General features: G+C 72.6%; 14 protein-coding genes and 1 other RNA gene. 5 read left to right on the forward strand and 10 right to left on the reverse strand.

Annotated features, from left to right (window positions below; all coding sequences use genetic code 11):
- Positions 1–409 precede the first annotated feature (409 nt).
- A complete protein-coding gene (locus O0S08_RS20745; RefSeq protein WP_269040935.1) occupies positions 410–5,125 on the reverse strand; it encodes an NAD-glutamate dehydrogenase domain-containing protein in 4,716 nt (1,571 codons plus the stop codon).
- 221 nt (positions 5,126–5,346) lie between these two features.
- Here O0S08_RS20745 and O0S08_RS20750 point away from each other — a divergent pair, with 221 nt between their 5' ends.
- Complete coding sequence (locus O0S08_RS20750; RefSeq protein WP_269040936.1) at positions 5,347–6,672, forward strand: aminopeptidase P N-terminal domain-containing protein; 1,326 nt, start codon at positions 5,347–5,349, stop codon at positions 6,670–6,672.
- A gap of 206 nt (positions 6,673–6,878) precedes the next feature.
- On the opposite strand, the gene O0S08_RS20755 is transcribed toward O0S08_RS20750, so the two are convergent.
- Positions 6,879–7,637: a lysophospholipid acyltransferase family protein gene (locus O0S08_RS20755; protein WP_269040937.1), complete on the reverse strand. Its 759-nt coding sequence runs from the start codon at positions 7,635–7,637 to the stop codon at positions 6,879–6,881.
- Between the two features lie 92 nt (positions 7,638–7,729).
- Here O0S08_RS20755 and O0S08_RS20760 point away from each other — a divergent pair, with 92 nt between their 5' ends.
- Together O0S08_RS20760 and O0S08_RS20765 are read left to right on the forward strand one after the other, a co-directional pair.
- Positions 7,730–8,224, forward strand: a complete 495-nt coding sequence (locus tag O0S08_RS20760) for a TlpA family protein disulfide reductase (RefSeq protein ID WP_269040938.1) — start codon at positions 7,730–7,732, stop codon at positions 8,222–8,224.
- Positions 8,225–8,255: 31 nt separating this feature from the next.
- Positions 8,256–9,062, forward strand: coding sequence for a lysophospholipid acyltransferase family protein (locus O0S08_RS20765; protein ID WP_269040939.1), 807 nt, complete (start codon positions 8,256–8,258; stop codon positions 9,060–9,062).
- 140 nt (positions 9,063–9,202) lie between these two features.
- Here O0S08_RS20765 and O0S08_RS20770 read toward each other — a convergent pair whose 3' ends face one another.
- The 5 genes from O0S08_RS20770 to O0S08_RS20790 form a co-directional block, all read right to left on the reverse strand.
- Positions 9,203–9,721 carry a peptidylprolyl isomerase gene (locus tag O0S08_RS20770; protein WP_269040940.1) on the reverse strand — a complete coding sequence of 173 codons (519 nt, stop codon included), beginning with the start codon at positions 9,719–9,721 and terminating at the stop codon, positions 9,203–9,205.
- A 132-nt stretch (positions 9,722–9,853) separates the two neighbouring features.
- Positions 9,854–10,036, reverse strand: a non-coding RNA gene (gene ssrS / locus O0S08_RS20775) — 6S RNA.
- Between the two features lie 68 nt (positions 10,037–10,104).
- Positions 10,105–10,743: a hypothetical protein gene (locus O0S08_RS20780; RefSeq protein ID WP_269040941.1), complete on the reverse strand. Its 639-nt coding sequence runs from the start codon at positions 10,741–10,743 to the stop codon at positions 10,105–10,107.
- Between the two features lie 31 nt (positions 10,744–10,774).
- Entirely contained in the window at positions 10,775–11,842 is a 1,068-nt protein-coding gene (locus O0S08_RS20785; RefSeq protein ID WP_269040942.1) for a phosphotransferase family protein, read from the reverse strand.
- Between the two features lie 114 nt (positions 11,843–11,956).
- Positions 11,957–13,162: an acyl-CoA dehydrogenase family protein gene (locus O0S08_RS20790; RefSeq protein WP_269040943.1), complete on the reverse strand. Its 1,206-nt coding sequence runs from the start codon at positions 13,160–13,162 to the stop codon at positions 11,957–11,959.
- 117 nt (positions 13,163–13,279) lie between these two features.
- On the opposite strand from O0S08_RS20790, the gene O0S08_RS20795 reads away from it, so the two are divergent.
- Positions 13,280–13,501, forward strand: a complete 222-nt coding sequence (locus tag O0S08_RS20795; RefSeq protein WP_269040944.1) for a hypothetical protein — start codon at positions 13,280–13,282, stop codon at positions 13,499–13,501.
- Here the strand turns inward: O0S08_RS20795 and O0S08_RS20800 are convergent.
- The 3 genes from O0S08_RS20800 to O0S08_RS20810 form a co-directional block, all read right to left on the reverse strand.
- Positions 13,488–14,210, reverse strand: coding sequence for a histidine phosphatase family protein (locus O0S08_RS20800; protein WP_269040945.1), 723 nt, complete (start codon positions 14,208–14,210; stop codon positions 13,488–13,490). The genes O0S08_RS20795 and O0S08_RS20800 overlap by 14 nt on opposite strands.
- 427 nt (positions 14,211–14,637) lie before the next feature.
- On the reverse strand, positions 14,638–14,997 hold the full coding sequence (locus O0S08_RS20805) for a hypothetical protein (protein WP_269040946.1): 360 nt from the start codon (positions 14,995–14,997) through the stop codon (positions 14,638–14,640).
- Positions 14,998–15,122: 125 nt separating this feature from the next.
- Positions 15,123–17,072 (reverse strand): serine/threonine protein kinase, encoded by a 1,950-nt coding sequence (locus O0S08_RS20810; protein WP_269040947.1) that lies wholly within the window; start codon positions 17,070–17,072, stop codon positions 15,123–15,125.
- 316 nt (positions 17,073–17,388) lie between these two features.
- On the opposite strand from O0S08_RS20810, the gene O0S08_RS20815 reads away from it, so the two are divergent.
- Positions 17,389–23,487: a tetratricopeptide repeat protein gene (locus O0S08_RS20815; RefSeq protein ID WP_269040948.1), complete on the forward strand. Its 6,099-nt coding sequence runs from the start codon at positions 17,389–17,391 to the stop codon at positions 23,485–23,487.
- Positions 23,488–23,634 lie beyond the last annotated feature (147 nt).

Below are 23,634 nucleotides of genomic sequence, written 5' to 3' on the forward strand. Positions count from 1 at the left end.
TCCCTCGTGAGTGCGATTTGAGCTGTCGGCGCGCGCCCTACGGTGTGGGAAGCTCGCGCATGTTGGGTATGGCGGTTGAGGTCGCTTTAGGAAGAACCCTTACCCGCCGATCCTCATGTCCTCGGTCGCCAGCATGGCATAGCCTACGGAACAAGCGCAACTGGCTAATTGGCTTCGCATGCCTGCGTATGACCGGGTGTTGCTCACTCCGTCACACGTTTCCGCCCGCCGATTTGACGGGTGACGGGGGTTGTTTCAGGTGCTGTGACGGCCCTGGCGAGGGGCGGTAACGTCGATCCGGTCGGAGCGAGGAAGCGCCGGAGGGCCGCCGGACGCGACAACGGCCCGGCGGGTCTGCCGCCGGGCCGTTGAATTTCCCGGAGATCGCTCTCCTGGGTGGGAGGCGCAACTACTTGCGGACGTCCGCGCTCGGGAGCTGGCGCCGCAGGTGGTCGTCGAACAGGACGATGCCCGGGATGGTGACGCCGCCCTCGAGCATGGCCGCGCCCTGGCGGCGGATGCCGTCGAGGCCGAGGCGGCCGATCATGCCCGATACGTCGTCACCGTCGACCGCCTGCACGAGGCGCCCGAGGTGGCCGTGGAGCTGCCGCGACAGCGCCTTGGCCGCCGGGCCGTCCCACGGCGACTGGTAGACCATGCGCGACAGCGCGTCCTGGAGGGCGCGCAGGTGCATGTCGGCGGCCACCTGCAGGCGGAGGCGAAGCACGTCGAGCGGATCACGGCCCGTCTCGGCGGCCACCCGCAGCGACGACAGGGCGCCCGTGAGGTGCTCGATGCGGGCCAGGCGCCCGGCCAGCGCCGGCGCGAAGCCGGCCGACTCGAACTCGTGCGCGCGCGCGTGGAGCTGCGGGATCTGGCTGGCGGGCAGCGCGTGCTCGACGTGATCGAGCAGCTCGCGGGCGCGGTCGATCATGCGCTGGTCGACCGTTGCGTAGGCGTCGCCCTCGAGCAGGACCACGGTGGTCTCCTCGAGCGCGGCCTCGACCACGTGCATGGCCCGGTAGATGGCCTCCTGGCGGTTCTTGTCCTCGCTGGCGTAGAGGTCGCGGCGCAGCGCGTCGACGTCGCCGGCGGCCGACGCGGTCATGTACGCCTCGGCGATCGCGTGCGCGGGCCGGCCCGTGCTGGTCATGAGCTCGGGGAAGAAGGTCGCGCCGGCGTTGTCGACGATCCGGTTGACGACCATCGTGGTCGCGATCTCGCGGCGCAGCAGGTGGCTCTTCACCGCGCCCTCGGCGGCCTCGACGATCGCGGCCGGGAAGTACTCGCGGACCATGCGGTCGACGAGGCCCTCGGACAGCGGCTCGCCGTCGAGGAGCACGCGGTAGACCAGCATCTTGGCGTAGGCGCACAGGGCCGAGGCGTCGCACTTGAACAGGCCGATGCCCTTGCGCGCGCGGTTGGCCAGCTCGTCCTCGGTCGGCAGGGCGAAGGTGTCCGGGTTGAACGGCACGTGCTGCACGAGGTACGACAGCGTGCGGGCGTAGCGGTAGACGTCGACCTTCGAGCGGCGGACGTCGTAGCTGACCATGCGGCTCTGCGAGCGGTTGTTGGCCAGCACCATGTCGCACACCTCGGTGGTGGCGGCCTTGAGGACCTCGTTGCGGCGCTCGCGGGTGACCTTGCCGCTCGCCAGCAGCGGCGCGAACAGGATCTTGATGTTGACCTCGTGGTCCGAGGTGTCGACGCCGCCGGAGTTGTCGAGGAACGAGGTGTAGTTCTGGCCGCCGATCCGCGCGAAGGCCGGGCGACCGCGGTCGGTGATCGCCAGGTTGGCGCCCTCGGACATGACGCGGAAGCGCAGCTGGTTGGCGTTGACCCGCACGGCGTCGTTGGCCTTGTCGCCGACGTCGGCGTGGGTCTCGTCCTTGCTCTTCACGTAGGTGCCGATGCCGCCCATCCAGCACAGGTCGACCTTGAGCAGCAGGATCGCCCGGATCGCCTCCTCGCCCGAGACCACCTGCGTCGGCGAGAAGCCGAGCAGCTGGCGCGCCTCCGGCGACAGGTCGAGCGACTTGGCGTTGCGCGGGAACACTGCGCCGCCGGGGCTCAGCTTGCTCGAGTCGTAGTCGGACCACTGCGAGCGCGGCAGGACGAACAGCCGCTCGCGCTCGAGGAAGCTGACCTCCGGGTCCGGCGTCGGGTCGATGAAGACGTGGGCGTGGTTGAAGGCGGCCAACAGCTTGACGGTGCGGCTGCGCAAGAGGCCGTTGCCGAACACGTCGCCGCTCATGTCGCCGACGCCGATCGCCGTGATGACGTCGCCCTCGGGGTCGATGCCCATCTCACGGAAGTTGCGCTTGGTGGTCTCCCACGCGCCGCGGGCGGTGATGCCGGTGGCCTTGTGGTCGTAGCCGTTCGAGCCGCCCGACGCGAACGCGTCGTCGAGCCAGAACTTGTGCGACATGCTGACGCTGTTGGCGGTGTCCGACAGGTGCGCGGTGCCCTTGTCGGCGGCGACGACGAGGTACGGGTCGGGGCCCTCGGTGTGGAGGATGCCCGGCGGGGTGACGATCTGGCCGTCGACCACGTTGTCGGTGACCGACAGCAGGGCCTCGACGAAGATCTGGTAGTAGCGGTCGCCGGCGGCGCGCAGCTCGTTGCGATCGGTCGGGGCCTGGCGCAGGACGAAGCCGCCCTTGGCGCCGACCGGCACGATCAGCACGTTCTTGACCATCTGCGTGGCCATGAGGCCGTGGATCTCGGTGCGGAAGTCGTCCGGCCGGTCGGAGAAGCGGATGCCGCCGCGGGCGACGCGGCCGCCGCGGAGGTGCACGCCCTCGAAGTCGGGGTGGTAGATGAAGATCTCGCGCAGCGGCTTGGGATCGGGGCCGAACGGGACGCGCTGGCCGTCGAACTTGAACGCCATCGCCGGGGTCTGATCGCGGCGCGCGCCCGGCGGGGTCTTGATGACGAAGGCGTTGGTGCGCAGCGTGGCGCGGACGACGTCGGCGACGGCCCGCAGCACGCGGTCGGCGGTGTAGTCGGCGACGTCGCGCAGCTCGGCCTCGAGGGTCTTGTCGGTGACCTCGGCCAGCTGCGGGGTGGCGCTGGTCGGGTCATAACGAGCGTCGAGCCACGAGACCAGCGCGGAGGCGACGGTCGGGTAGGCGACCAGCGTCTGCCGGATCAGCGCCGAGGTGAACGGGCAGCGGACCTGGTGGAGGTAGGCGACGTAGGCGCGCAGGATCTCGACCTCGAGCGCCGTCATCGTCGTCGACACGATCAGCTGGTTGAGCGAGTCGCGGCCCATGGTGCCGGCGTAGACCTGGCGCAGCGTGGCCCGGATCTCGTCGGCGCGGCTCATGACCGCCGGGATCCGCTCGGGGCGGACGTCGAGGCGGTAGTTGTCGAGCTCGAACGGGGTGGTGTGCGCGAGGTGGACCGGGCGCGCGTACTCGTCGACGACCTTGAAGCCGAAGCTGCCGATCAGCGGCAGCTCGTCGCTGAGGTTCATCGCCTTGCGGCTGAACACTCGCATGTTGAGGCTGCCCGGGTGGTCGCCGGTGACCGAGACGTAGAGGTCGAAGTCGAACTCGGCGCCGCGGCGGATGTTCTCGATGCAGCGCAGGTCGCCGAGCAGCCGCTGGTCGCCGGCGCGGCGCTTGTGCTCCTCGCTGAAGGCGCCGTGGTACAGCTCGAACAGCTCCTCGACCTGCTCGGGCGGGGCGAGCTCGGACAGCGCCTCGCGCAGGCGCTCGTTCCAGCCCTTGGCCAGCGCGAGCACCTCGGACCGCACGCGCTCGGTGTCGACCGCCGCGAACGGGGTCGGGCCGGTCATGTAGTAGTGGATGATCGCGTTGTCGTAGCGATCCATGTAGACGCCGAAGTCGGAGTAGGTGGCCCCGAACTCGCGCTGCAGCTTCTCCTGCACCTGCAGCCGCAGCTCGTCGTTGAACTGCTCGCGCGGGAGGCTGACGAACGCGAACACGAACCGGCCGTCCTCGCCGACGTTGATGTGCACGTCGGAGCCGCCCTCGACCTCGGCCCGGAGCACGCGGTCGGTGAGCTCCCAGATGCTGTCCTCGCTCTGGGTCAGCAGGTACTCGAGCGGCAGCGAGTTGAAGGCGTTGGTCAGGCTCTTGCCGCGGTGGCTGTCGATCGAGACGCTGCGCTCGGTCAGCAGCTTGCGCAGCATGACGCGCAGGAACGGGATCTCCTCCGGCGGGGTGTGCAGCGCCTTGTAGGTGAAGAGGCCGTTGATCAGGCAGGTGCCGACCGGCTGGCCGTCGCGGCCGACGCGGGTGACGACGAAGTGGCCCGGCTTGCCGCTGCGGTGGACCGGCGACTCCTCGTTGCTGCGGTGGTAACGGACGGTGCGGTCGAGGTCGCGGGCGTAGGCGGCGAAGCGATCGGCGTCGCGCTCGCTGGTGTGCACGGAGGCGGTGCCGAGCGTGGAGATCCGCTGGCCCTGCTCGTCGTACTCCTCGACGCCGAGCAGCACGAGGTTCTCCTCGCACAGCCAGCGGACCATGCCCTCGGTCTCACGCAAGGTCAGGCTGCGGTCGTTGCTCTCGGAGTTGGCGGCCCGCAGGTAGTCGTCGGCGAGGTCCTGCAGCCGGCGCTTCATCGGCTGGAAGTCGCGCACCATCGCCTGCACGATCCGCAGGCGGGTGCGGAAGCGGTCCTCGATGTCCTCGGGGACATGTTGGCCGGGGTCGAGCTCGACCCGGATCACCGACTCCGGCGCGCCCATGCCGATGCTGGTGAGGTTGCCGGCGGAGTCGCGCCGGACCTTGATCACCGCGTTCATCAGGCTGGCGATCTCGAGCCGCTCCGCGCCGAACAGCGCGCGCAGCGAGGACACCAGGAACGGCTGGTCTTCGAGACAGCTCTCGAGGACGACGCTGTCGTCGTGCCGCCGCACGACCGAGTTGATCTCGCCGCGGCCGCGGGTCTTGATCGTGTTCAGGACTTGCTCGAGCTGCTCGACGAGCTCGGCGCTCGGCACCCGCCGGATGTCTCGGAGGTCGACCGAGGTCAACACCGCCTTGCAGAGGGCCGCCAGGAGGTTGACGTCGGTCCCGGGCAGCTTGGGGACGTACGAGGCGAGGACCTGCTGTACCTCGTGGATCCGCTGGTTGCTCAGTTTTTGCGTCGCCATCGGCGGCAACTCTCCGCCGGCCGGCGGCTGGGTGCAATCCCTCGAGGGGGGAGCGCACGCGACCGTTGCCGCGGTTTGCTGCCGCATTCGGCAGCCGAGTCGCGGCCGACTCGCGCAAACCCCCGGAAGGGCTCGCGCAGGGCGTTGCGCACCGCGGCTGCATGACATCCCGCACGCGGGATCCGAAGGGGCCGCAGTGCTTGCGGTCCTATTCTTGGATCGTGCCTCAGCCCTCCGTCGCTGCACCGGATCTGGCGGCCTGCGCCGCGCGTCGCTCCCGCCTCTCCGCCCGCCTCGGCGACGCCGTGCTGCTGCTGGCCGCCGGCGAGCCGCCGACCCGCTCCGGCGACACGCGCTACCGCTTCCGGCCGGACTCGAACTTCTACTACCTGACCGGCGCCGCCGAACCCGGCAGCGTGCTCCTGCTGCGGCCGGGCCGGGCGCCGGCGAGCGCGCTGTTCCTGCCGGTCCAGGACGAGCGCGACGTGCTGTACCACGGCCGCCGGCCCACCGCCGACGAGGCGCGCGAGCAGTTCGGCGTCGACGCGGTGTTCCCGATCGCGCAGCTCGAGCTCGAGCTGCCGCGCCTGCTCGACGGCGTCGACGAGCTGTACCTGCCCTTTTCGACATGTCCGATGATCGATCGGGCGGCGTTCGCCGCGATCGAGCGGCTGCGCGCCGGCGATCGCCGGGGGGAGGTCGCGCCGACCTGCCTGCGCGACGCCCGGGCGCTGCTGGCCGAGGACCGGCTGGTGAAGGACGCGGCGGCGATGACGGCGCTGCGCCGCGCGGTCGACATCAGCGCGGCCGGCCACGTGGCGGCGATGCGAGCGACGCGGCCCGGTCGGCTCGAGCTCGAGATCGAGGCGCTGCTCGAGCACGAGTTCCGCCGCCGCGGCGCGAGCGGGCCCGGCTACGAGACGATCGTGGCCGCGGGGATCAACGCCAACACGCTCCACTACACCGCGGCCCGCGGGGCGCTCGGGGCCGGCGAGCTGCTGCTGGTCGACGCCGGCGCGGAGTGGGAGCTGTTCACCGGCGACATCACGCGCACGTTCCCGATCGGCGGCCGCTTCACGCCGGCGCAGCGCGACGCCTACGAGATCGCGCTGGCCGCCAACGAGGCCGGGATCGCGGCCGCGGTGGTCGGCTCGAGCCTCGACGCGATCCACGACGCCTGTCTGCGCGTGCTGTGCGACGGCCTGCGGGCGCTCGGCCTGGTCGAGGCCGGCGTCGACGAGGCGATCGAGGAGGAGCTGTACAAGCCGTACTACCCGCACAAGACCAGCCACTGGCTCGGCGCCGATGTCCACGACGTCGGCCGCTACACCGTCGGCGGCCGCGCCCAGCCGCTGCGCGCGGGCTTCGTGCTGACGGTCGAGCCGGGGCTGTACTTCCCGGTCACCGACGAGGTGCCGGCCGGGCTGCGCGGGGTCGGCATCCGCGTCGAGGACGACGTGCTCGTCACCGCCGGCGCGCCCGAGGTGCTCAGCGCCGGCGCGCCCAAGCGGGTCGCCGAGCTCGAGGCCCTGGTCGGTCAGGCCTGAGCCCGGGCGCCCGGGCGCAGCAGCGCCTCGCGGCCGCGAGCGCGCCGGGCTGAAGGGGCATGTCTCGACGGGCATGCCCCTTCAGACATGTCGAATCAGGCATGTCGCAAAGAGCATGCTGTATCGACCATGTCTGAAGAGACATGCCGCATCGACGCGGCTCCGGCCCGGGGGCCGGCGGCGAGGCGCGGCCGTGCGAGCCGCGCTCACGGCTGGGGCCGCACGGCCCGCGGGCCGCGGAGGTCGCGGAGGGCGGCGACCATGAGCTCGCGGACGCGGGTCTGCAGCAGCTCGACGTCGCCGCCGGTGGCGTCGGGCATGACGGGCTCGAGCACGCTGACCTCGACGCGCAGCTCGTCGAGGCGCTCGAACACCCAGCCGTCGCGGGGGAGGGCGGCGCCGGTGCCGTCGATGACGATGGGGACGATCGGCACGCCGGCCTCGACGGCCAGGGCGAAGGCGCCGCGGCGAAACTCGCGGAGCTGGCCGTCGCGCGAGCGCGTGCCCTCGGGGAACATGAGGATCCGCGAGCCGCGCCGCAGGTGCTCGCGGCAGCGCGTGAGCATCGCCGCGCGGCTGTTCGCGTCGCCGCGGCGGACCGGCACGTAGTCGGCCATCGCCATCATCCAGCCGAGGAAGGGCACCCAGAACACCGACTCCTTGGCGACCCACTTGAACGGGGTGCGCAGGGCGTAGAGGACGAAGATGTCGCCGAAAGACTGATGGTTGGCGACCAGCACGCACGGGCGATCGCCGAGCAGCCGCTCGCGGCCGTGGATGTGGATCCGCGAGGCGCCGAACAGACGGATGCAGTGGTTGGCCCAGGTGATCGCGTACCAGTGCGAGAACCGGCGCTGCGGATCGAACGGGGCCACGAGGAGCCAGATCGGCGCGACCGCGATCCAGAACACGACCAGGCTCACCGCGAGATAGGACCAGAAGAGGGCCGATCGGAGGCGCTGCACGGCGTCTCCCTTGTAGCGGCGCGGGGCCGGCGCTGGCAAGTCACGCCAGGCCGCAGGTGCCGGGGCGGGCGCGGTCTGGCATGCTGAGGTTTGTGTCGCCCCGTCGTCGTCGCCTCGCTCCGCTCTCGCTCGCGCTCGCCGGCACGCTCGCGTGCGCGGAGCCGGCGAGCCCGCCAGCGCCCGCTCCGCCGGCCAAGGTCGAGCCGGCGAAGCCGCGCCTGATCGCCGCGCCGGAGGCGGGAGACCTGCCGACGATCGTGCGCGAGGAGGCGGCGCGCGAGGGCGGGACTCTGGTGGTCAGCGTGGGCGCGTCCTGGTGCGAGCCGTGCCGCGTGTTCCACGAAGCGGTCCAGTCGGGGCAGCTCGACGAGCGGCTCGCGGGGGTCCGCTTCCTCGAGTTCGACATCGATCGCGACCGGGCGCGGCTGGAGGCCGCAGGCTACAAGTCGCGCTTCATCCCGCTGTTCGCGTTGCCGAACGCGGAGGGCCGCGCCAGCGACAAGCTGATTTCGGGCGGGATCAAGGGGCCGCGAGCGGTCGAGCACATCATGGCCCGGCTGGGCCCGCTGCTGCGCCAGAAGCCTTGAGCGCGGGCGGGTGAGCCCGTATGTTCGCGGGGTGCTGCGGATCGCGGCGGTCCTGCTGTTCGGGCTCTACTTCGTGCTCAGCCAGCCGCTGTGGTTCACCGGCGCGCTGCTGATCACGGCGCTCACGGCCCCGTTCGACCGCCGGCGCGCGCTGCTTCACCGCTACACCTGCGTGTGGGGCGGCCACTACGCGCTCCTGATGCCCGGCTGGGACGTCCGCGTCGAAGGCCGCGAGCACATCGCCCCGGGCGGCGTGTACGTGCTGTGCTCGAACCACCAGTCGCACGTCGACACTCTGGTGCTGTTCACCCTGTTCCGTCACTTCAAGTGGGTCGCCAAGACGAGCGTGTTCCGCGTGCCGTTCATCGGCTGGAACATGACGCTCAACCGCTACGTGGCGCTGCGCCGCGGCGACACTGCGAGCATCGCGGCGATGCTCCGCTGCTGCCGCGAGAACCTCGACGCCGGCTCGTCGGTGTTCATGTTCCCCGAGGGCACGCGCTCGCGCGACGGCCGGATCCAGGGGTTCAAGCACGGGGCCTTCTCGCTGGCGGCCGAGGCGGGCGCGCCGATCGTGCCGATCGTGCTCGACGGCACCAGCGCGGCGCTGCCGAAGTCGTCGTGGCGGATCGGCCTCGACCGTGCGCGGCTGCCGATCCGGGTGCAGGTGCTGCCGCCGGTCGCGCTGTCCGACCTGGGCGCCGGTGCCGGCGCCGCCGAGCTGCGGGCGGAGGTGCGGGCGCGCATGCTGGCGGGGCTGGCGGCCATGCGCGGCGTCACGGTCGCCGAGGTCGACGGCGCGGCGGGGGCGTCGCAGAAGCGCACGGACATGGCCTGAGGGACAGGTTCTGGCGGCGCGCGTGGGCAGTCTCGCAGGCTCGCGGGCGGGCAGCCGGGTGGCCAGAAACGACGAGTCCCCGAGACCATCGGGCCTCGGGGACATGTCTGAAAGAGCAGGCGGGTGGCGCGCGGGCCGGCTCAGGACTCGACGCCGGAGTCCTCGATGGCCACGGGCTTGCTGGTGGGGCCGTTGCGGGAGCCGACCTTCTCCATGGCGTCGATGACCTCGGTGCCGGACACGACCTTGCCGAACACGACGTGCTTGCCGTCGAGCCAGGGGGTCTCGGCGGTGGTGATGAAGAACTGCGAGCCGTTGGTGTTGGCGCCGGCGTTGGCCATCGACAGCAGGTACTTGCCGGTGTGCTTCAGCTTGAAGTTCTCGTCGGCGAACTTCTCGCCGTAGATCGACTCGCCGCCGGTGCCGTTGCCGCGGGTGAAGTCGCCGCCCTGGCACATGAACCCGGGGATGATGCGGTGGAAGGGCGAGCCCTTGAAGTGGAGCGGCTTGCCGGAGCGGCCGACGCCCTTCTCGCCGGTGCAGAGCGCGCGGAAGTTCTCCGCGGTCTTCGGCACGACGTCGGCGAACAGCTCGAACACGATGCGGCCGGCGGGGGCGCCGCCGATGGTGATGTCGAAATAGACGCGCGGGTTTGACATGAGGCCGCGGACTCTACCACAACCCGGCGGGTGCGCCGGTGGGCGCCAGGCGGCAGAACTGCGTGAACCCTGCGAGCCCTCCCGCGAGCGACGCACGCTTGGGGGCGTCAGCCGGCGAGAGCGGCGGAAGAAAGGCGAGCGGGTCGCCCGGCATGATTGTGGCCGAAGTTCAACCCCTACATCAAGTAGGTGGGGACTGCGTTAACCGCGTCGGGCTTCTCGTCGGACGAGCCTGCGCACCAGCGATCAGAGACGGACCCCTGGCTGAACGGTGTAGGTAGAACTTTGGGCCTCATGCCGAGCGTCCCGCTCGCGCCTCGTCACTGTAGCACCACTTCGTCGGCGTGGCGACGTGCGCGGCGCCCGACATCGTCCGGATCACCTCACTGCAGCGGCCACGGGGTGAGGACGTAATCGGACCCACTGCCGTGGCAGCCGGTGCACAGCTTGACGCCGGTGTCGTCCGCGTACACGGTGACGTCGAGGCGCTCGTACCAGTACCAGCCGTCGCCGCTCGCGCTGTCGGGGGCGAGCTTGACCATCACTGCGTAGCCGACGATCTCGTCGGTGCCGCCGCCGTAGAGCTCTTTCACCGTGGCGGCGTCTTGCGGGTGCATCACGTTCGCGGCGGCCAGGGAGTCGGCGAGCGCGGGGTTGACGAAGGTCCGCACGTTGCCGCCGTGCGGGCCCGCAGAGGCGTGGACCGTCGACTCGGCCGGCCAGCTCCGGTACGCGCCGCCCGCGAGCCACGCTTCCAACGCCTCGGCCGAGTCGACAGGCGGCAGGGCGTCGGCGTCTCCGGTCGTGCTCGCTGCTCCCGTCGTACTCGCGTCGGACGTCGAGCTCGCGTCGCCGGTGGCGGTCGTGGTCGGCTCGCCCGCGGTGGCGTCGGCGTCGGTGGTCGCGCTCGTGGTCGTGTCGTCGCCGGTGACCGCGTGGCTGGTGCTGCCGTCGCCGTCGGCACCGCAGGCGGGGGCGAGGACGGCGAGGACGAGGACGAGGCGCGTGGGGTCGACGGGCATGCGCGGCGTCAACGAGGCGCCGCGGCGGTCGTTACAGGTGCGTCGCAGCGCTCGCGCGCTCGGCCTGCGAGGCGAGCACGCGCACTGCCTCGATCATGATGCCGAACCGCGGATCCTGGGTGTGGCCGCGGGCGAAGCGGAGGTAGATCTGCTGGGCGACGACGGCGGTCTTGAACAGGCCGAAGGCGTAGTAGAAGTTGATCGCTTCGAGGCTGCGGCCGGTGCGGCGCGCGTAGTGCTCGGCGAACTCGGCCCGCGTGAAGCTGCCGGGCGCGTGCGTCGGCCCGAACGCGAAGGCCTGCAGCTCGGGCGGGTCGTCGGCCTGCACCCAGTAGCAGAGGGCGGTGCCGAGATCCATGAGCGGGTCGCCCACCGTGGCCATCTCCCAGTCGAGGATCGCGGTGATCCGCGTGAGGTCGTCGGGCGCGAGCACGAGGTTGTCGTACTTGAAGTCGTTGTGCAGGAGCGTGGGGGCGCCCGAGGTCGGCATGTGTCCCGAGAGCCAGGTAGCGACCGCGTCGACGGCGGGGATGTCGTCGGTCCTGGCGGCCTGGTAGCGCTTCGTCCAGCCCTCGACCTGGCGCCGGACGTAGCCGTCCGGGTGCCCGAGCTGGACCAGGCCGGTGGCCTCGATGTCGATCGCGTGCAGGTCGGCGAGGGCGTCGGCGGCCGCGGTGGCGAGGCCGCGGGCGAGCGCGGGGGTGAAGTCGACGCCCCGCGGCGGGGTGCGGCGGATGACGACGCCCTGGCGCCGCTCCATCAGGTAGAACTTGGCGCCGAGGATCGACTCGTCGAGGCAGAGGTGGATCGGCCGCGGCGCTCGCTCGCACACCGGCGCGAGCCGTGACAGGAGCGTGTGCTCGCGCTCCATGTCGTGCGCCGTCTTGACCTGGGTGCCGAACGGCGGCCGCCGCAGGACGTAGGCGTCGCCGCCGACGGTGACGAGGTAGGTGAGGTTGGAGTGGCCGCCGGGGAACTGCTGGACCGTGACCTCGGCGTCGCTCGGCGCGACCAGAGCCTCGCGCAGGTAAGGCGCGAGGCGCTCGAGGTCGAGCTCCTCGCCGGGACGGACAGGGCGCGGGTTGTCGATGGCGGTCATGAGTCCTCCAGGACAGGGCGAAGCATGCAGGTTTGAAAGGACAGGTCGAAAGGGACAGGGTCGATCGGGCAGGGCGAAACCGACAGGTCCGAGAGGACAGTCTTTATTAAAGGGTCAGCCGGCGCGGCCCGGGCGGTGGCGGGCGAGGATCCGGCGGGCGGCGGCGACCTTGTGGACCTCGTCGGGGCCGTCGTAGATCCGGGCGCCGCGCTCGCGGGTGTAGAAGAAGGCGAGCACGGTGTCGTCGGTGAGGCCGAGCGCGCCGTGGACCTGGATCGCCCGGTCGAGGACCTCGGACAGGACCTCGGCGACGTGGAACTTGATCAGGGAGATGTCGTCGCGGGCGGCGGCGAAGCCGTGCTGGTCGATGAGCCAGGCGGTGCGCAGGACCAGCAGCCGGGCGGCGTCGATGCGGGCGCGGCTCTCGGCCAGCCAGGCCTGGACGATCTGCTTGTCGCCCAAGTGCTCGCCGGGGGCCAGCTCGCGGCTCGCGGCCCGGGCGGCCATCATCGCCAGGGCCCGCTCGCAGATCCCCAGCCAGCGCATGCAGTGGTGGATCCGCCCGGGGCCGAGGCGCTCCTGGGCGATGACGAAGCCGCCGTGCGCCGGGCCGAGCAAGCTGTCCTTCGGGACACGACAGGCGGTGAACTCGAGCTCGGCGTGCGAGTCCCAGCCGGCGCCGGCGTGGCCGAACAGCGAGACGTTGCGGACGCGCCGGAAGCCGGGGCTGTCGGTCGGGACGATCAGCATGCTGGCCCGCCGGTGCGCCTCGGCGGCAGGATCGGTGACGGCCAAGACGACGGCGAAGGCGGCCCCGTCGGCGCCGGTGGTGAACCACTTGCGGCCGTCGAGGACGTAGTCGTCGCCGTCGAGGCGGGCGGCGCAGCGCAGCTGGGTGGGGTTGGAGCCGGGGGTGTCGGGCTCGGTCATGGCGAAGCAGCTGCGGATCTCGCCGCGAAGCAGGGGCTCCAGCCAGCGCTCGCGCTGCGCGGGGGTGGCGTAGCGATGGAGGATCTCCATGTTGCCGGCGTCGGGCGCCTGGCAGTTGCAGGCGAGGTGACCGAGCGGGCTGTGGCCGAGGACCTCGCTCAGGAGGCCGTGATCGAGGAGGGAGAGGCCGAGGCCGCCCTCGTCCTTGGCCATCTGCGGCAGCCACAGGCCCTCGGCCCGGGCCGCGGTGCGCAGGCCGTCGACGATGTCGGGGCAGTCGGCGACGCCGCGCGCGAGGACGGTCGGCTCGACCGGGAGGACGTGGGTGCGCATGAAGGCGCGGGCTCGGTCGAGCAGGGCTGCGGTCGCGGGCGGGATCGCGAAGTCCATGGTGACGCGAGGCTACCGCAGGAGGCACGCCCGGAGCCACGGTGCGCCGAGAGGGCGCCGGGAGTGGCGGAGCGGCCCGTCCTCGAGGCCCGTCGCGGGCGGGTGCTACGTCGGGCCATGGCTCGAGCCGCGTGGGTGCTCGGCGTGCTCCTCATGGTGTCGCCGGGGTGCGCCCAGAGCCGCGCGCCGGTGCTGCAGAAGCTGTTCGTGGACTCGGGGGCGCCGGACGAGATCACGCGGCTCATCACCCTCATCGAGGCGCTGCCGCCCAGGAACTTCGACCGCGCGCTGCTCGACAGGCCTCGCGGATCGCGGCGACCGCGGCTCAGCGCAGGGTGACGTGGGCGCGGTCGTGGATGTGCGGGAGGGCGTTGAAGACCCGCAGCTGCATCTCGCCGGGGCGGTAGGCGAGCTCGGTGAGGGAGGCGTTGTGGACGATGAAGCTGGTCTTGAGGCCAGCCCAGGTGTCGAGCCCGAGCGCGAGCGCAGTGACGACGCCGACCGGCCCGGCCGAGCTGACGACCAGGACGGTGCTCTTGCGCGGGTGCCGGTCCATGACGCGATCGAGGCCGTGGGCGACGCGGGCCTGAAACTCGCGGAACGGCTCGACCGCCGGGTGCTCGACCTCGCCGGCGTGCCAGCGCTGCATCGCGGCCTGAAACACGAGCTCGAAGGCCCGCTGGTGCCCGGGTGTGCCGCGCTCGGCGGCCATCCAGGCGGTGGCCATGGCGGCGAGCTCGGGGTCGCGTTCGCACAGGGCGGGCAGGGCCTCCTTCATCAGGGCGATCGCGGGGTACTCGTCGAACTCGAGCTGCTCGACCGGGGCGGGGTACTCGGCGCCGACCTGGCGGGCGCCGGCGACCAGCAGGGCCGCCGTGTCTCGCTGACGCTTGCGCGGGCCGGCGTAGATCGCCTGCGGCGGATCGATCATCCGCGCGAGGTAGCGGCCGAGGGCGTCGGCCTGCTGCTCGCCGAGCGGCGAGAGGACGTCGTAGTCGGCAGCGCCGAGCGAGGCCTGGCCGTGGCGGATGATCAACAGTCGGCTCACCCGGTGATCGTGCCCGCGCTCGCACGCCGGATCAACGCGACTGCGCCGGCGACGGGTGTGAGGCGAGCGGCGCGGGTGAGAGCGTTCGTGGGGCCTGCTTCCGGGGGGCAGCTCGTGGGGCGCGACGCGAGCGGGCCACGCCGGGGCCGCCGCTGTGCGGGAGGCAGGAGGTCTTGTGCGGGCCGAGGTGACGGACGCAGTCGCCCGGGCGGTACACCGGCGCCGGGCGAGGACGCTGCGTCCCGCCGAATCGTGCGACCTCGACGCGCTCGACCTCGGCGAGGGCGTCGTTCCGAGGTCGGCGGGGCGGCTCAGGCAGAGGTCCTTTCGGACATGTTCTTTGTCATGTGTTCGAAAGAACATGTCGAAACGGGAATGCACGAAAGGACAGGTCCCCAAGGACCTGTCCTTCGTGCCATCCGCCGGCTCAGCGCTTCGAGATCTCGGCGTCGAGGCGGCGCTCGATCGCCTCGAGCTCCCGCATCTTGCGCTCGAAGTCGTCGCCGTCGCCGCCGCGCTTGCGGCCGGGGCCGAGCGCGCGGGCGCTGCGGCCGCCGGTGACGGCCTTGCGCTCGCCGCTGCCCGCGACCAGCCGGTAACCGATGTAGCCGGCGCCGGCGAGGGCGCCGACGAACAGGACGTTGCCCAGGACGGCGAAGAACAGGCCGAACACCATCCTGGCGGCGATCATCAGGGCGAACAGGCCGCCGAGCACGAGCAGCGAACCCTTGGCGAAGCGGGCCGCGACGCTGGGGCGATCGTCGTCGTCATGTTCGTAGGAACCCATGGACATCATGGATAGGCGATGGCGGAGGCGGTGGCAAACCCTCCGGCGAGGTCGGCCACAGAGCGGCCCGGCGGGGCCAGGAGCGCGCTCTCGCCGGGGCCGCGGGCCGTAAAGTCACACGCGCGTCACGGCGCTGCAGCGGCTGGCTCGGGCGCTGCCGGGTCCGGCAACGCGTGGTCGCCGTCGCCGGACCACTGCGAGCCCAATCCTGCCTTGCGCGGCAGGGGAGCCGGTTTCGGCCGCGGTCCGGGCCGGCTGCTCGCCCCGGGGCCAGGGCCCCCAGCGTCGGGGACGGGCGGGGACGTGTGAGGCGTCGCGGGGACGGATGGGGACGACGGGGACTCGAGGGCTGCGAGCGGCGCGGCGGCAGGAGCCGGCAGGAGGGATCGGCTGCGCGGATCGTCGGGCGGGGAGCTCGGGGCGCTCGTCGGCGCGGGGCCGTTCGCCTGTGTGGCGGGGCCCGCCGGTCGGGCGTGGCGCGAGGCCGGCGTGGCTTTCTGGGCCTTGGGGACGACGGCTGGGGAGGGGTCGGCGGCCGGGGAGGCGGCGTGGTCCGCTGCGCCCGAGCAGTCGGCGTGCTGTGGGTCGGTGCAGGGGTCGTCGGGGACCGCTGCGGGCGCCCGGGTGGACGCGGGAATGATCGGAGCCGGGCGGCCCGGCCTGGAGGCGGACGGGGAATTCGCGGCCGCAGGCGCGGATACGTGGGCGAGCGCGCCGTCGGTCGTGGGCTTCGCCCTCGGTCGCAGCGAACCGCTGACGACCCCGGCGGTGAGGAGGGCGAGGCCGGCGGCGACCAACAGCGGGACGGCGCGACGCGGCGACAGGGCGCGCGAGCGGGGCTCGGACGGCGGGGCGCGCCAGCGGGCCGCGGAATCACCGGGGCGGCCGTACGCCAGGGTGGGGGCGCTGTCGTGGATCGAGGCGACGCGGGTGAGCGCGGAGTCGGAGCTGGAGGTGCGCGACAGCGAGGCGCCGGAGTCGCCGGCCTCGAGGACGTCGCGCAGCGCGTGCTCGCCGGTGCTGCCGGCGTCGGACACGGGCACGAGCCCGGCGCGGCCGGACAGGCGCGCGGCGTCGATGCGCATGCTGATGGCCGAGGTGCGCGGCCCCAGGTGATCGGGGAAGTCGTCGGCGTCGCCGGTGTCGAGCGTGCCGCTGAACTGCAGGCGGCCGACTTCGATCGCGGCCATGGCGTTGGCGAGCGCCATCACGGTCGGCCAGCGATCGTCGGGCGACTTGGCGAGCGCGCGCAGGACGATCGCCTCGAGCTCGGCGGGGATCCGCCGCCGCACGCTCGTGGGGAACGGCGCCGGCGGGGTGATGAGGTGAGCCGCGAGGACGTGGGCCGGCCGCGGGTCGGCGAACGGGAGGCGGCCGGTGAGGCACTCGTAGAGGATGACGCCGAGCGCGTAGACGTCGGTGCGGCGATCGATGACGCCGGTGCTGATCTGCTCGGGCGCGGCGTAGCGGGCCAGCTGCAGCGCGGCCTCGGGCTCGGCGCACGACCACACGCGGCCGCCGGTGGCCACGAGGACGCCCGGGCTGACGACCTTGAGGGTGCCCGGGTCGTTCTTGTCGCGCACCGGGTACAGGCTGCTGGTCGAAAGATCCTGGCGGATCATTCCGTGCTCGTGGGACAGCTGCACGATCTGGCAGGCGCGCACCAGCAAGGAGCGCAGCCGCTGCCACGGCGGCGGACCCTCGCGCGCGAGCACGTCGGCCAGGCTGGCCGCGGGGAACACGTCGGTGACCAGGAACAGGCGGCCGTGCTCGTCGTGGTCGAGGTCGAGGAGATCGACGAGATCGGCGAGCAGCGGCACCTCGCCGCGCGGCAGGCGGAGGTTGCGGGCGCGGCGGAGCTCGAGCCGCGCGACCAACTCGCCGCCGACGTTGAGCTCGGGGGGCACGAGCCTCACCGCGACCGGCCGCGCCTCCTCCAGATCCTCGCCGCGCATGAGCTCGCCGAGCGGGCCGCTGCCGACGCGCTCCACGAGGCGATAACGGCCGCCCAGGAGTGAACCTGGCCCCGAGGCCATCCGGCCGTCGGCGCGCGGGCTGTCGTCGGTGCTCGCCATGATCCGTCGCAAGCATAGTGACGAGCGGACGGACGAGCGCAAGGAATTTGCTTTTTCGAGGCTGGCCGATCGGTCAGATCGATCTCGGGCCCGCGTGGCGGTCGATCGTCGGTCGCGAGCGAACGGCGTCGCGACCGCGACATCGCGTCGCGACGGCGGCGTTCGCAAGGCGGGGGATCGCGGTGCGCCGGACGGGCGAGCGGGCTGCGGCTTTTGCGCGAAAACGGCCGAAGCCGCGAAACTGCGGCGGAATTCCGGTCGCAGGCGGCCAGCCTGAGGGTCCATCGGCCGCCGGATCGGGCATACTCGCGTCACCGTGGCGCAGCAAGACGACAAGGGTGGAAAGCCCCCGAGCTCTCCAGGTCGGCCTCCGATCAATCTTCCTGGCGGGCCGCTCCGTGACGACGAGATTCCGCGCGATCCCGCGGATCTGTTCGACGCGATCATCGTCGACGAGCGAGCGACCGGGCTGGGCGTGGCGACCCGGCCCGGGGCGATCCCGCCGATGCCCACGATGCCGCCGATCGAGGTCGATCTGGACGACGACATCGAGTTGCAGGCCGACGAGCCGGCCAAACCGCCGACGCGTCCGGTGCCCCCGGCGCCCCGGGCGCCTGAGGTGAAGGTCGAGCCGCCGAAGGCCGCTCCCGGTCCGACGCCTGCGCCGGCGCCCGCCAAGCCGGAGCCCTCGCGGCCGTTCGCCAAGCTCAGCGAGCCGAAGCCCGCGGCCGAGCCCGGCAAGCCGGCGCCGCCGAACCTGGGGCTGGGCGCGCTGGGCAAGGGGCTCGGCGCCATGCCCATGCGCGGCGTCTCCCGGCCCACGCCGGCGCTCGGCAACACGACGTTGATCGGCGGCGGGCCCACCGCCAAGGCGCCGTCGCAGCCGCAGTCGGCCGCCGGGGCCGCGCCGCCCCCGGTGGCTCCGCCGCCGGCCGCCGGGGCCGCGCCGCCAAGCCGCAAGACGGACGAGGCGATCGTCGCGGCGAAGACGATCCCGGTCGATCTCGAGGTGGAGGTCGACACCGATGCGCCGGCGTCCGGGCCGCCGATCGACGTCCTCGCGGTCACCGCCCGCGACGGCGAGATCGATCCGTCGGTGGTCCAGGCGGCCCGTGCCGAGGCCCCGCGCGCCTCGGACTCGGCGACGCGCCTGTCCGCCGGGCTCGACACCACGCCGCGCCCCGGCGGCCCGCCCGCGCCGATGCCCGACGCGCTGCGCACCCGCTTGCTGGCTCGCGGGGCGCCGCCGCCCAATCCCAAGGGACAGGGCCCCGGGGACAGGTCCCCACTGCCAGGTCCGCTGGGACAGGTCCCTGGGGACAGGTCCTCGGGGCCAGTTCCCCTCGCGCCCGGCGAGCCGCCGCGGACCCGCACCACGCCGATGTCGGGCCCCTCGGGGGTGCCGGCGACCGGCGCCCGCGGGCCCTCGGGGCCGGCGACGCGGACGATCTCGAGCCCGGCGATGGCGGCCGAGAACCCGTTCCTGCGCGCGGCCCAGGCCCAGATCGAGGCGTGGGAGGCGGAGCTGGCGACCCAGCCCGACCTGTTCCGCACGGCCCGGCTGTCGTACGAGATCGGCCGGCTCTACGAGTACCCGCTCGGCGACGTGGCCCAGGCGGCGACCTACTACCTGCGCGCGCACGGGCTGGCGCCGGAGTTCCTGCCGGTGGTCCGCGGGGCCCGGCGCTCGCTGCTGGCGCAGAAGAACTGGTCGCGCGCGCTGCCGCTGTTCGACACCGAGATCCGGCTGACGTCGGAGCAGAAGCGCAAGGCGGCGCTGCTGGCGGCCAAGGCGGCGGTGCTGCTGGACGGGCTCGGCAACGAGGGCGAGGCGCGGGCGACGTTCGCCCAGGCTCGCGACCTCGACCCGAGCAACGTGGCCTACCTCCGCGCGCTCGAGCAGCTCGACGCCAAGGCCGGCGCGTGGGACCAGCTCGAGCGGACGACGGCGCAGCTGGCCAGCGCGGTCGAGAAGGACCCGCGCCTGCGCTCGGCGCTGGTGGCCCGCCGCGCCCACCTGGCCGAGGTGCGGCTCAAGAGCGTCGGCTCGTCGGTCGAGCTGCTCGAGACGGCGCTCGACCTCGACCCGGCGGCGTCCGGCGCGTTCGCGGCGCTCAAGCGCCTGCACCACGGGCAGCACCGCTGGCGCGAGCTCATCAGCGTGCTCGAGCGCGAGGCGCAGCAGCTGACCGACCCCGACGTGCGGGCGATGTCCTACTACCGGATCGCCCGCCTGCACTCGGAGCGGCTCGGCAGCCGCGACAAGGCGATCGCCGCGCTCGAGCGCTCGGTCGCCGAGAGCCCGCGCTACCGCCTGGTGCTCGAGGAGCTGATCCGCCTGTACGAGGCCGCGGAGCGCTACGACGCGATGACGCACACGCTGCAGGCGCTGGTCGAGCTGCTCGAGCTGCCGTCGGAGAAGATCAGCGTCCTCTACCAGATCGGCGACATCGTCGAGAACCGCCTGCACAACGAGGACGAGGCGATGCAGTGGTACGAGGAGGCGCTGGCGATCGAGCCGGCGTTCCGCCCGAGCCTGCGCGCCCTGTCGAAGCTGCTGACGCGCAAGAAGCAGTGGGACCGGCTGCTGCACATGCTGCAGGCCGAGGCCGAGGCGGTCAACGACGCCCAGCGGGCGGCCGCGGCGTACACCAAGATGGCGGAGCTCCACGAGATCCAGCTCGAGGATCCCGAGCGGGCGATGGAGTACCACTCGCGCGCGCTGACGCTGCACCCCGGGCTGGCGACGTCGTTCAAGGCGCTGCTGCGGCTGTTCGCCGCCGCGGGCCGCCACCACGAGCTCATCGAGCTGCTCGAGCGCGGCATCGACTCGGCCGAGGAGGACGACCGCCGGATCGCGTACCTCACCCGGATCGCCGACCTCTACATCGACTACCTCAACGAGCCGGTCCAGGCCGCCCACACGTACCGCCGGATCCTCAAGATCGACCCCGACCACATCGGGGCGATCCACGCGCTGCAGCGGGCCTGCGAGGTCGCCGGCCGCTACAAGGAGCTGGTCGAGGCGATCGAGCTCGAGGCGAGCAAGACGCTCGACAAGCCGCGCATCGTCCAGCTGCTGCACCGCGCCGGCGAGGTCCTCGACGAGAAGCTCGACGACCGCGACGGCGCGCTGGTCCGGCTGCGCCGCGTGCTCGAGGTCGACCCGAAGTACGCGCCGGCGCTGGCGAGCATCGGCCGCCTGTACCATCGGACAGGTCGCTGGGACGAGCTGCTCAACACCTACGAGCGCGAGCTGGCGATCACGCCGCCGGGCAAGGCCGCGGTGGCGCTGCTGCACACGATGGGCCAGCTGTGCGAGAGCCGGCTGGCCGACACGCGGCGGGCGATCGGCTGCTACCGCAACGCGATCGAGATCGACGCCAAGCACGGGCCGTCGCTGCACTCGCTGCAGCGCCTGCTCGAGCGCAACAAGACCTGGCAAGAGCTGGTCGACGTGCTCGAGGTCGAGCTGCGCGGGCTGTCCGAGCCGCGGGCCCGCGCCCAGGTGGCCTACCGGATCGGCCGCGTGTACGAGGAGCACCTCGGCGACGCGCCGCGGGCGGTGGTCGCCTACCAGGCCGCGCTGCAGGCCCTCGGCGACTACCGGCCGGCGCTCGACGGCCTGGCCCGCGTGCGCGCGGCGCTCGAGGCGTGGCCGGGCGTGGTCGAGGACCTGGCCCAAGAGGCAGCCACGGCGAAGGACGGCTCGCTGGCCACCGCGGCGCTGCTGCGCGCCGGCGAGGTGTTCGCCGAGCAGCTCGGCCAGCCCGAGCGGGCCATCGCCGCCTACGAGCGCGTGCTCGAGCGCGAGCAGGGCAACCTCGCGGCGATGCTGGCCCTCGACGCGCTGTACCGCCAGCAGGGCATGTGGAAGTCGCTGGCCGACCTGCAGGTCCGGCTGTCGAAGCACGTCGCCGACGAAGGGGCCAAGGTGGCGGCGCTGCGCGAGCTGGCCCGCCTGTACGAGGGCCCGGTCGGCGCCGACGTCGACACGATCCGCAACACCTACGCGGCGGTGCTGCAGCGCGCGTCCACCGATCCGGTCGCGCTCTCGGGGCTCGAGCGCCTGGCGATCGCGGGGCGCGACGATCAGACGCTGGCCCGCATCGACGCCCAGGTCGTCAACATCGAGGGCGAGGACCCGACGCTGCTCGGCGCCTACTACACGCGCCTCGGCGAGACGCTCGAGCGCGCCGGCTCGTTGCAGGCGGCGGCCAAGAGCTACGAGATGGCGCTCACCGGCGATCCGGAGAGCCTGGGGGCGATCCTCGGGCTCGTGCGCGTGTCGACGCTGATCGACGATCCGCGGGCGCTGGCGGCCGCCAAGGCGCGCCTGGCCGCGGCCGAGCGCAGCGGCGAGACGGCGGCCAACCTGCTGGTCGAGACGGCCAAGATCCGCCTGCAGCGGCTCGACGATCCGGAGTCGGCGACGCGGGACCTCGAGCTGGCGCTCGAGCGCTACCCCGACCACGCCGAGGCGGCCGACATGCTCTACAAGATCCTGCTCATGCTCGAGCAGGGCACGCGGCTGCTCGAGAAGCTGTCGCAGGCGGCCGCGGCGGCCCGCGGGGCCGAGCGCTCGGCGGCGCTGTGGCTGCGGATCGCCGAGCTGTACGCCGACGAGCTCGGCAACCTGGCCGGCGGCATCAGCGTGCTTCGACGTGTCCTTCGGGACAGGCCGCGGCACGTGCCGATGCTGCTGTTCCTGGCCGACCTCTACAACCGCAACGCGCAGTGGGGCGACGCGGCCGAGATCTACGGGGAGATCCTGCAGGTCGCCAGCCAGGCGGACGCGCTGTTCACCGCCAACCGCAACCTCGCCGGGCTGCTCGCCGATCACATCGGCGACCTGCCGCGCGCGCGTCAGTGCCTCGAGGCGGCGTTGCAGGCGCGGCCCGACGATCGCGGCGCGCTGCTGGCCCTCACCGACGTCTACGCCCGCATGGGCGACGGCTCGGCGGCGGCCGAGACGGCGCGGCGGCTGCTGCGGGCCTCGACGACCATCGACGACCGCGTCGCCGCGATCGTCCACCTCGCGCACATCGAGCTGCACCAGGGCCGCCGCTTGCAGGGCCTCGAGGCGCTGCTCAGCGCGGTCGCGCTCGAGGGCCCCGACGGCGTCGCGGCCGGCGAGTACGCCAAGCAGGTGCAGACCGCCGACGACTGGGAGCTGTACGAGCAGGCGTTGATGCGGCACCTGCAGCAGGTCGCGGGCGACGACGCCAAGCTGGGGCGCGCGTACCTCGAGCTGGCGCGCATCCAGGGCGACGCGATGCAGCGCACCGACAAGGCGATCGCCACGCTCGAGTTCGGTATCGCCGAGGTCAAGCAGAACCTGCCGCTGCGCCTCGCCCTCGGCGAGCGCCTGCGGGCCGGCGGGCTGGCGGAGCAGGCCGGCACCGTGTTCCGCCAGGCGGCCGGCCTGTACCCCGCGTCGCCCGATCCGTGGCGCGGGCTCGTGCAGTGCTACGTCGACCGCGGCAAGATGGCCGAGGCGGCGCTCGGGCTCGGGCCGCTGTGCGTGCTCGGTGCCGCCAGCGAGTCGGACATGCGGGCGCTGACCCGCATGACCCCGAAGCCGGCCTCGGCGGCCCCCAACTCGTTCGCGCCCGAGGTGCTGCGGACCCAGCTCGATCGCAGCCCGCAGGGCGCGGTGGCCGAGAAGCTCATCAACGCGATCAGCCTCAGCCTCAGCAAGCTGTACCTCGGCGACCTCAACCGCTTCAGCGTCAACGTGAAGGAGAAGATCACGGCGCGCTCCGGCAACCCGCTGCGCGGGTTCGTCGACAAGATCGCGGGGCTGTTCGGCCTGCCCGACTACGACCTCTACGTCTATCGCGGCGCCGGGACCACGGTCAGCCTCGAGTTCGGCGCGCTGCCGGTGGTGCTCGTGCCGGCGACGGTGCTGCGGCTGTCCGAGCCGCAGCAGGCGTTCGTCATCGCGCGGGCGCTGGCCTACGTGCAGCGCGGCCTGCAGGCGGTGACGCGCTTCAAGGCCTCGGAGCTGATGCTGATCCTCGCCGCCGCGGCTCGCACGGCCGCGCCCAACTACGGCTCGAACCTCGCCGATCCGAGCGCGCTCGACGACCTGCAGCGGCGGATCGTCAAGGTGCTCGGCCGGCGCGAGCGGCAGGTGCTGCAGGAGGTCTCGGCCGAATACGCTCAGTCGGCGCCGGTCGACTTCCACGCGTGGTACGCCGACCTCAAGACGACGTCGCTGCGCGCCGCGGCGCTCATCGCCGCCGACCTGCCGTCGTGCGCGGCGCTGCTGCGGCAGGAGGACCAGGCGCTCCTCTACCTCGAGGGCGAGGAGCTGGTCTTCAACTCCGAGGTCATCGCCGACCTCCTGCGCTTCTGGTGCAGCGAGGGGGCGATCGATCTGCGGCGTCGCACCGGCCTCCTGGCGGGGTAACATCCCCGTCCGGAGGTCGGACATGACGATGCGCGGAACGTGGGTAGCGGCGGCCATCCTGGCCGTCGCGTGCGGGGGCGGGGGCGGGGGCGCGACGGACACCGAGGCGACCGCCGCCTCGACGGACGGGACGGGGGCTGGCCCGAC

It is taken from the genome of Nannocystis punicea, assembly GCF_026965555.1.
GTDB classification, from domain to species: domain Bacteria; phylum Myxococcota_A; class Polyangia; order Nannocystales; family Nannocystaceae; genus Nannocystis; species Nannocystis punicea.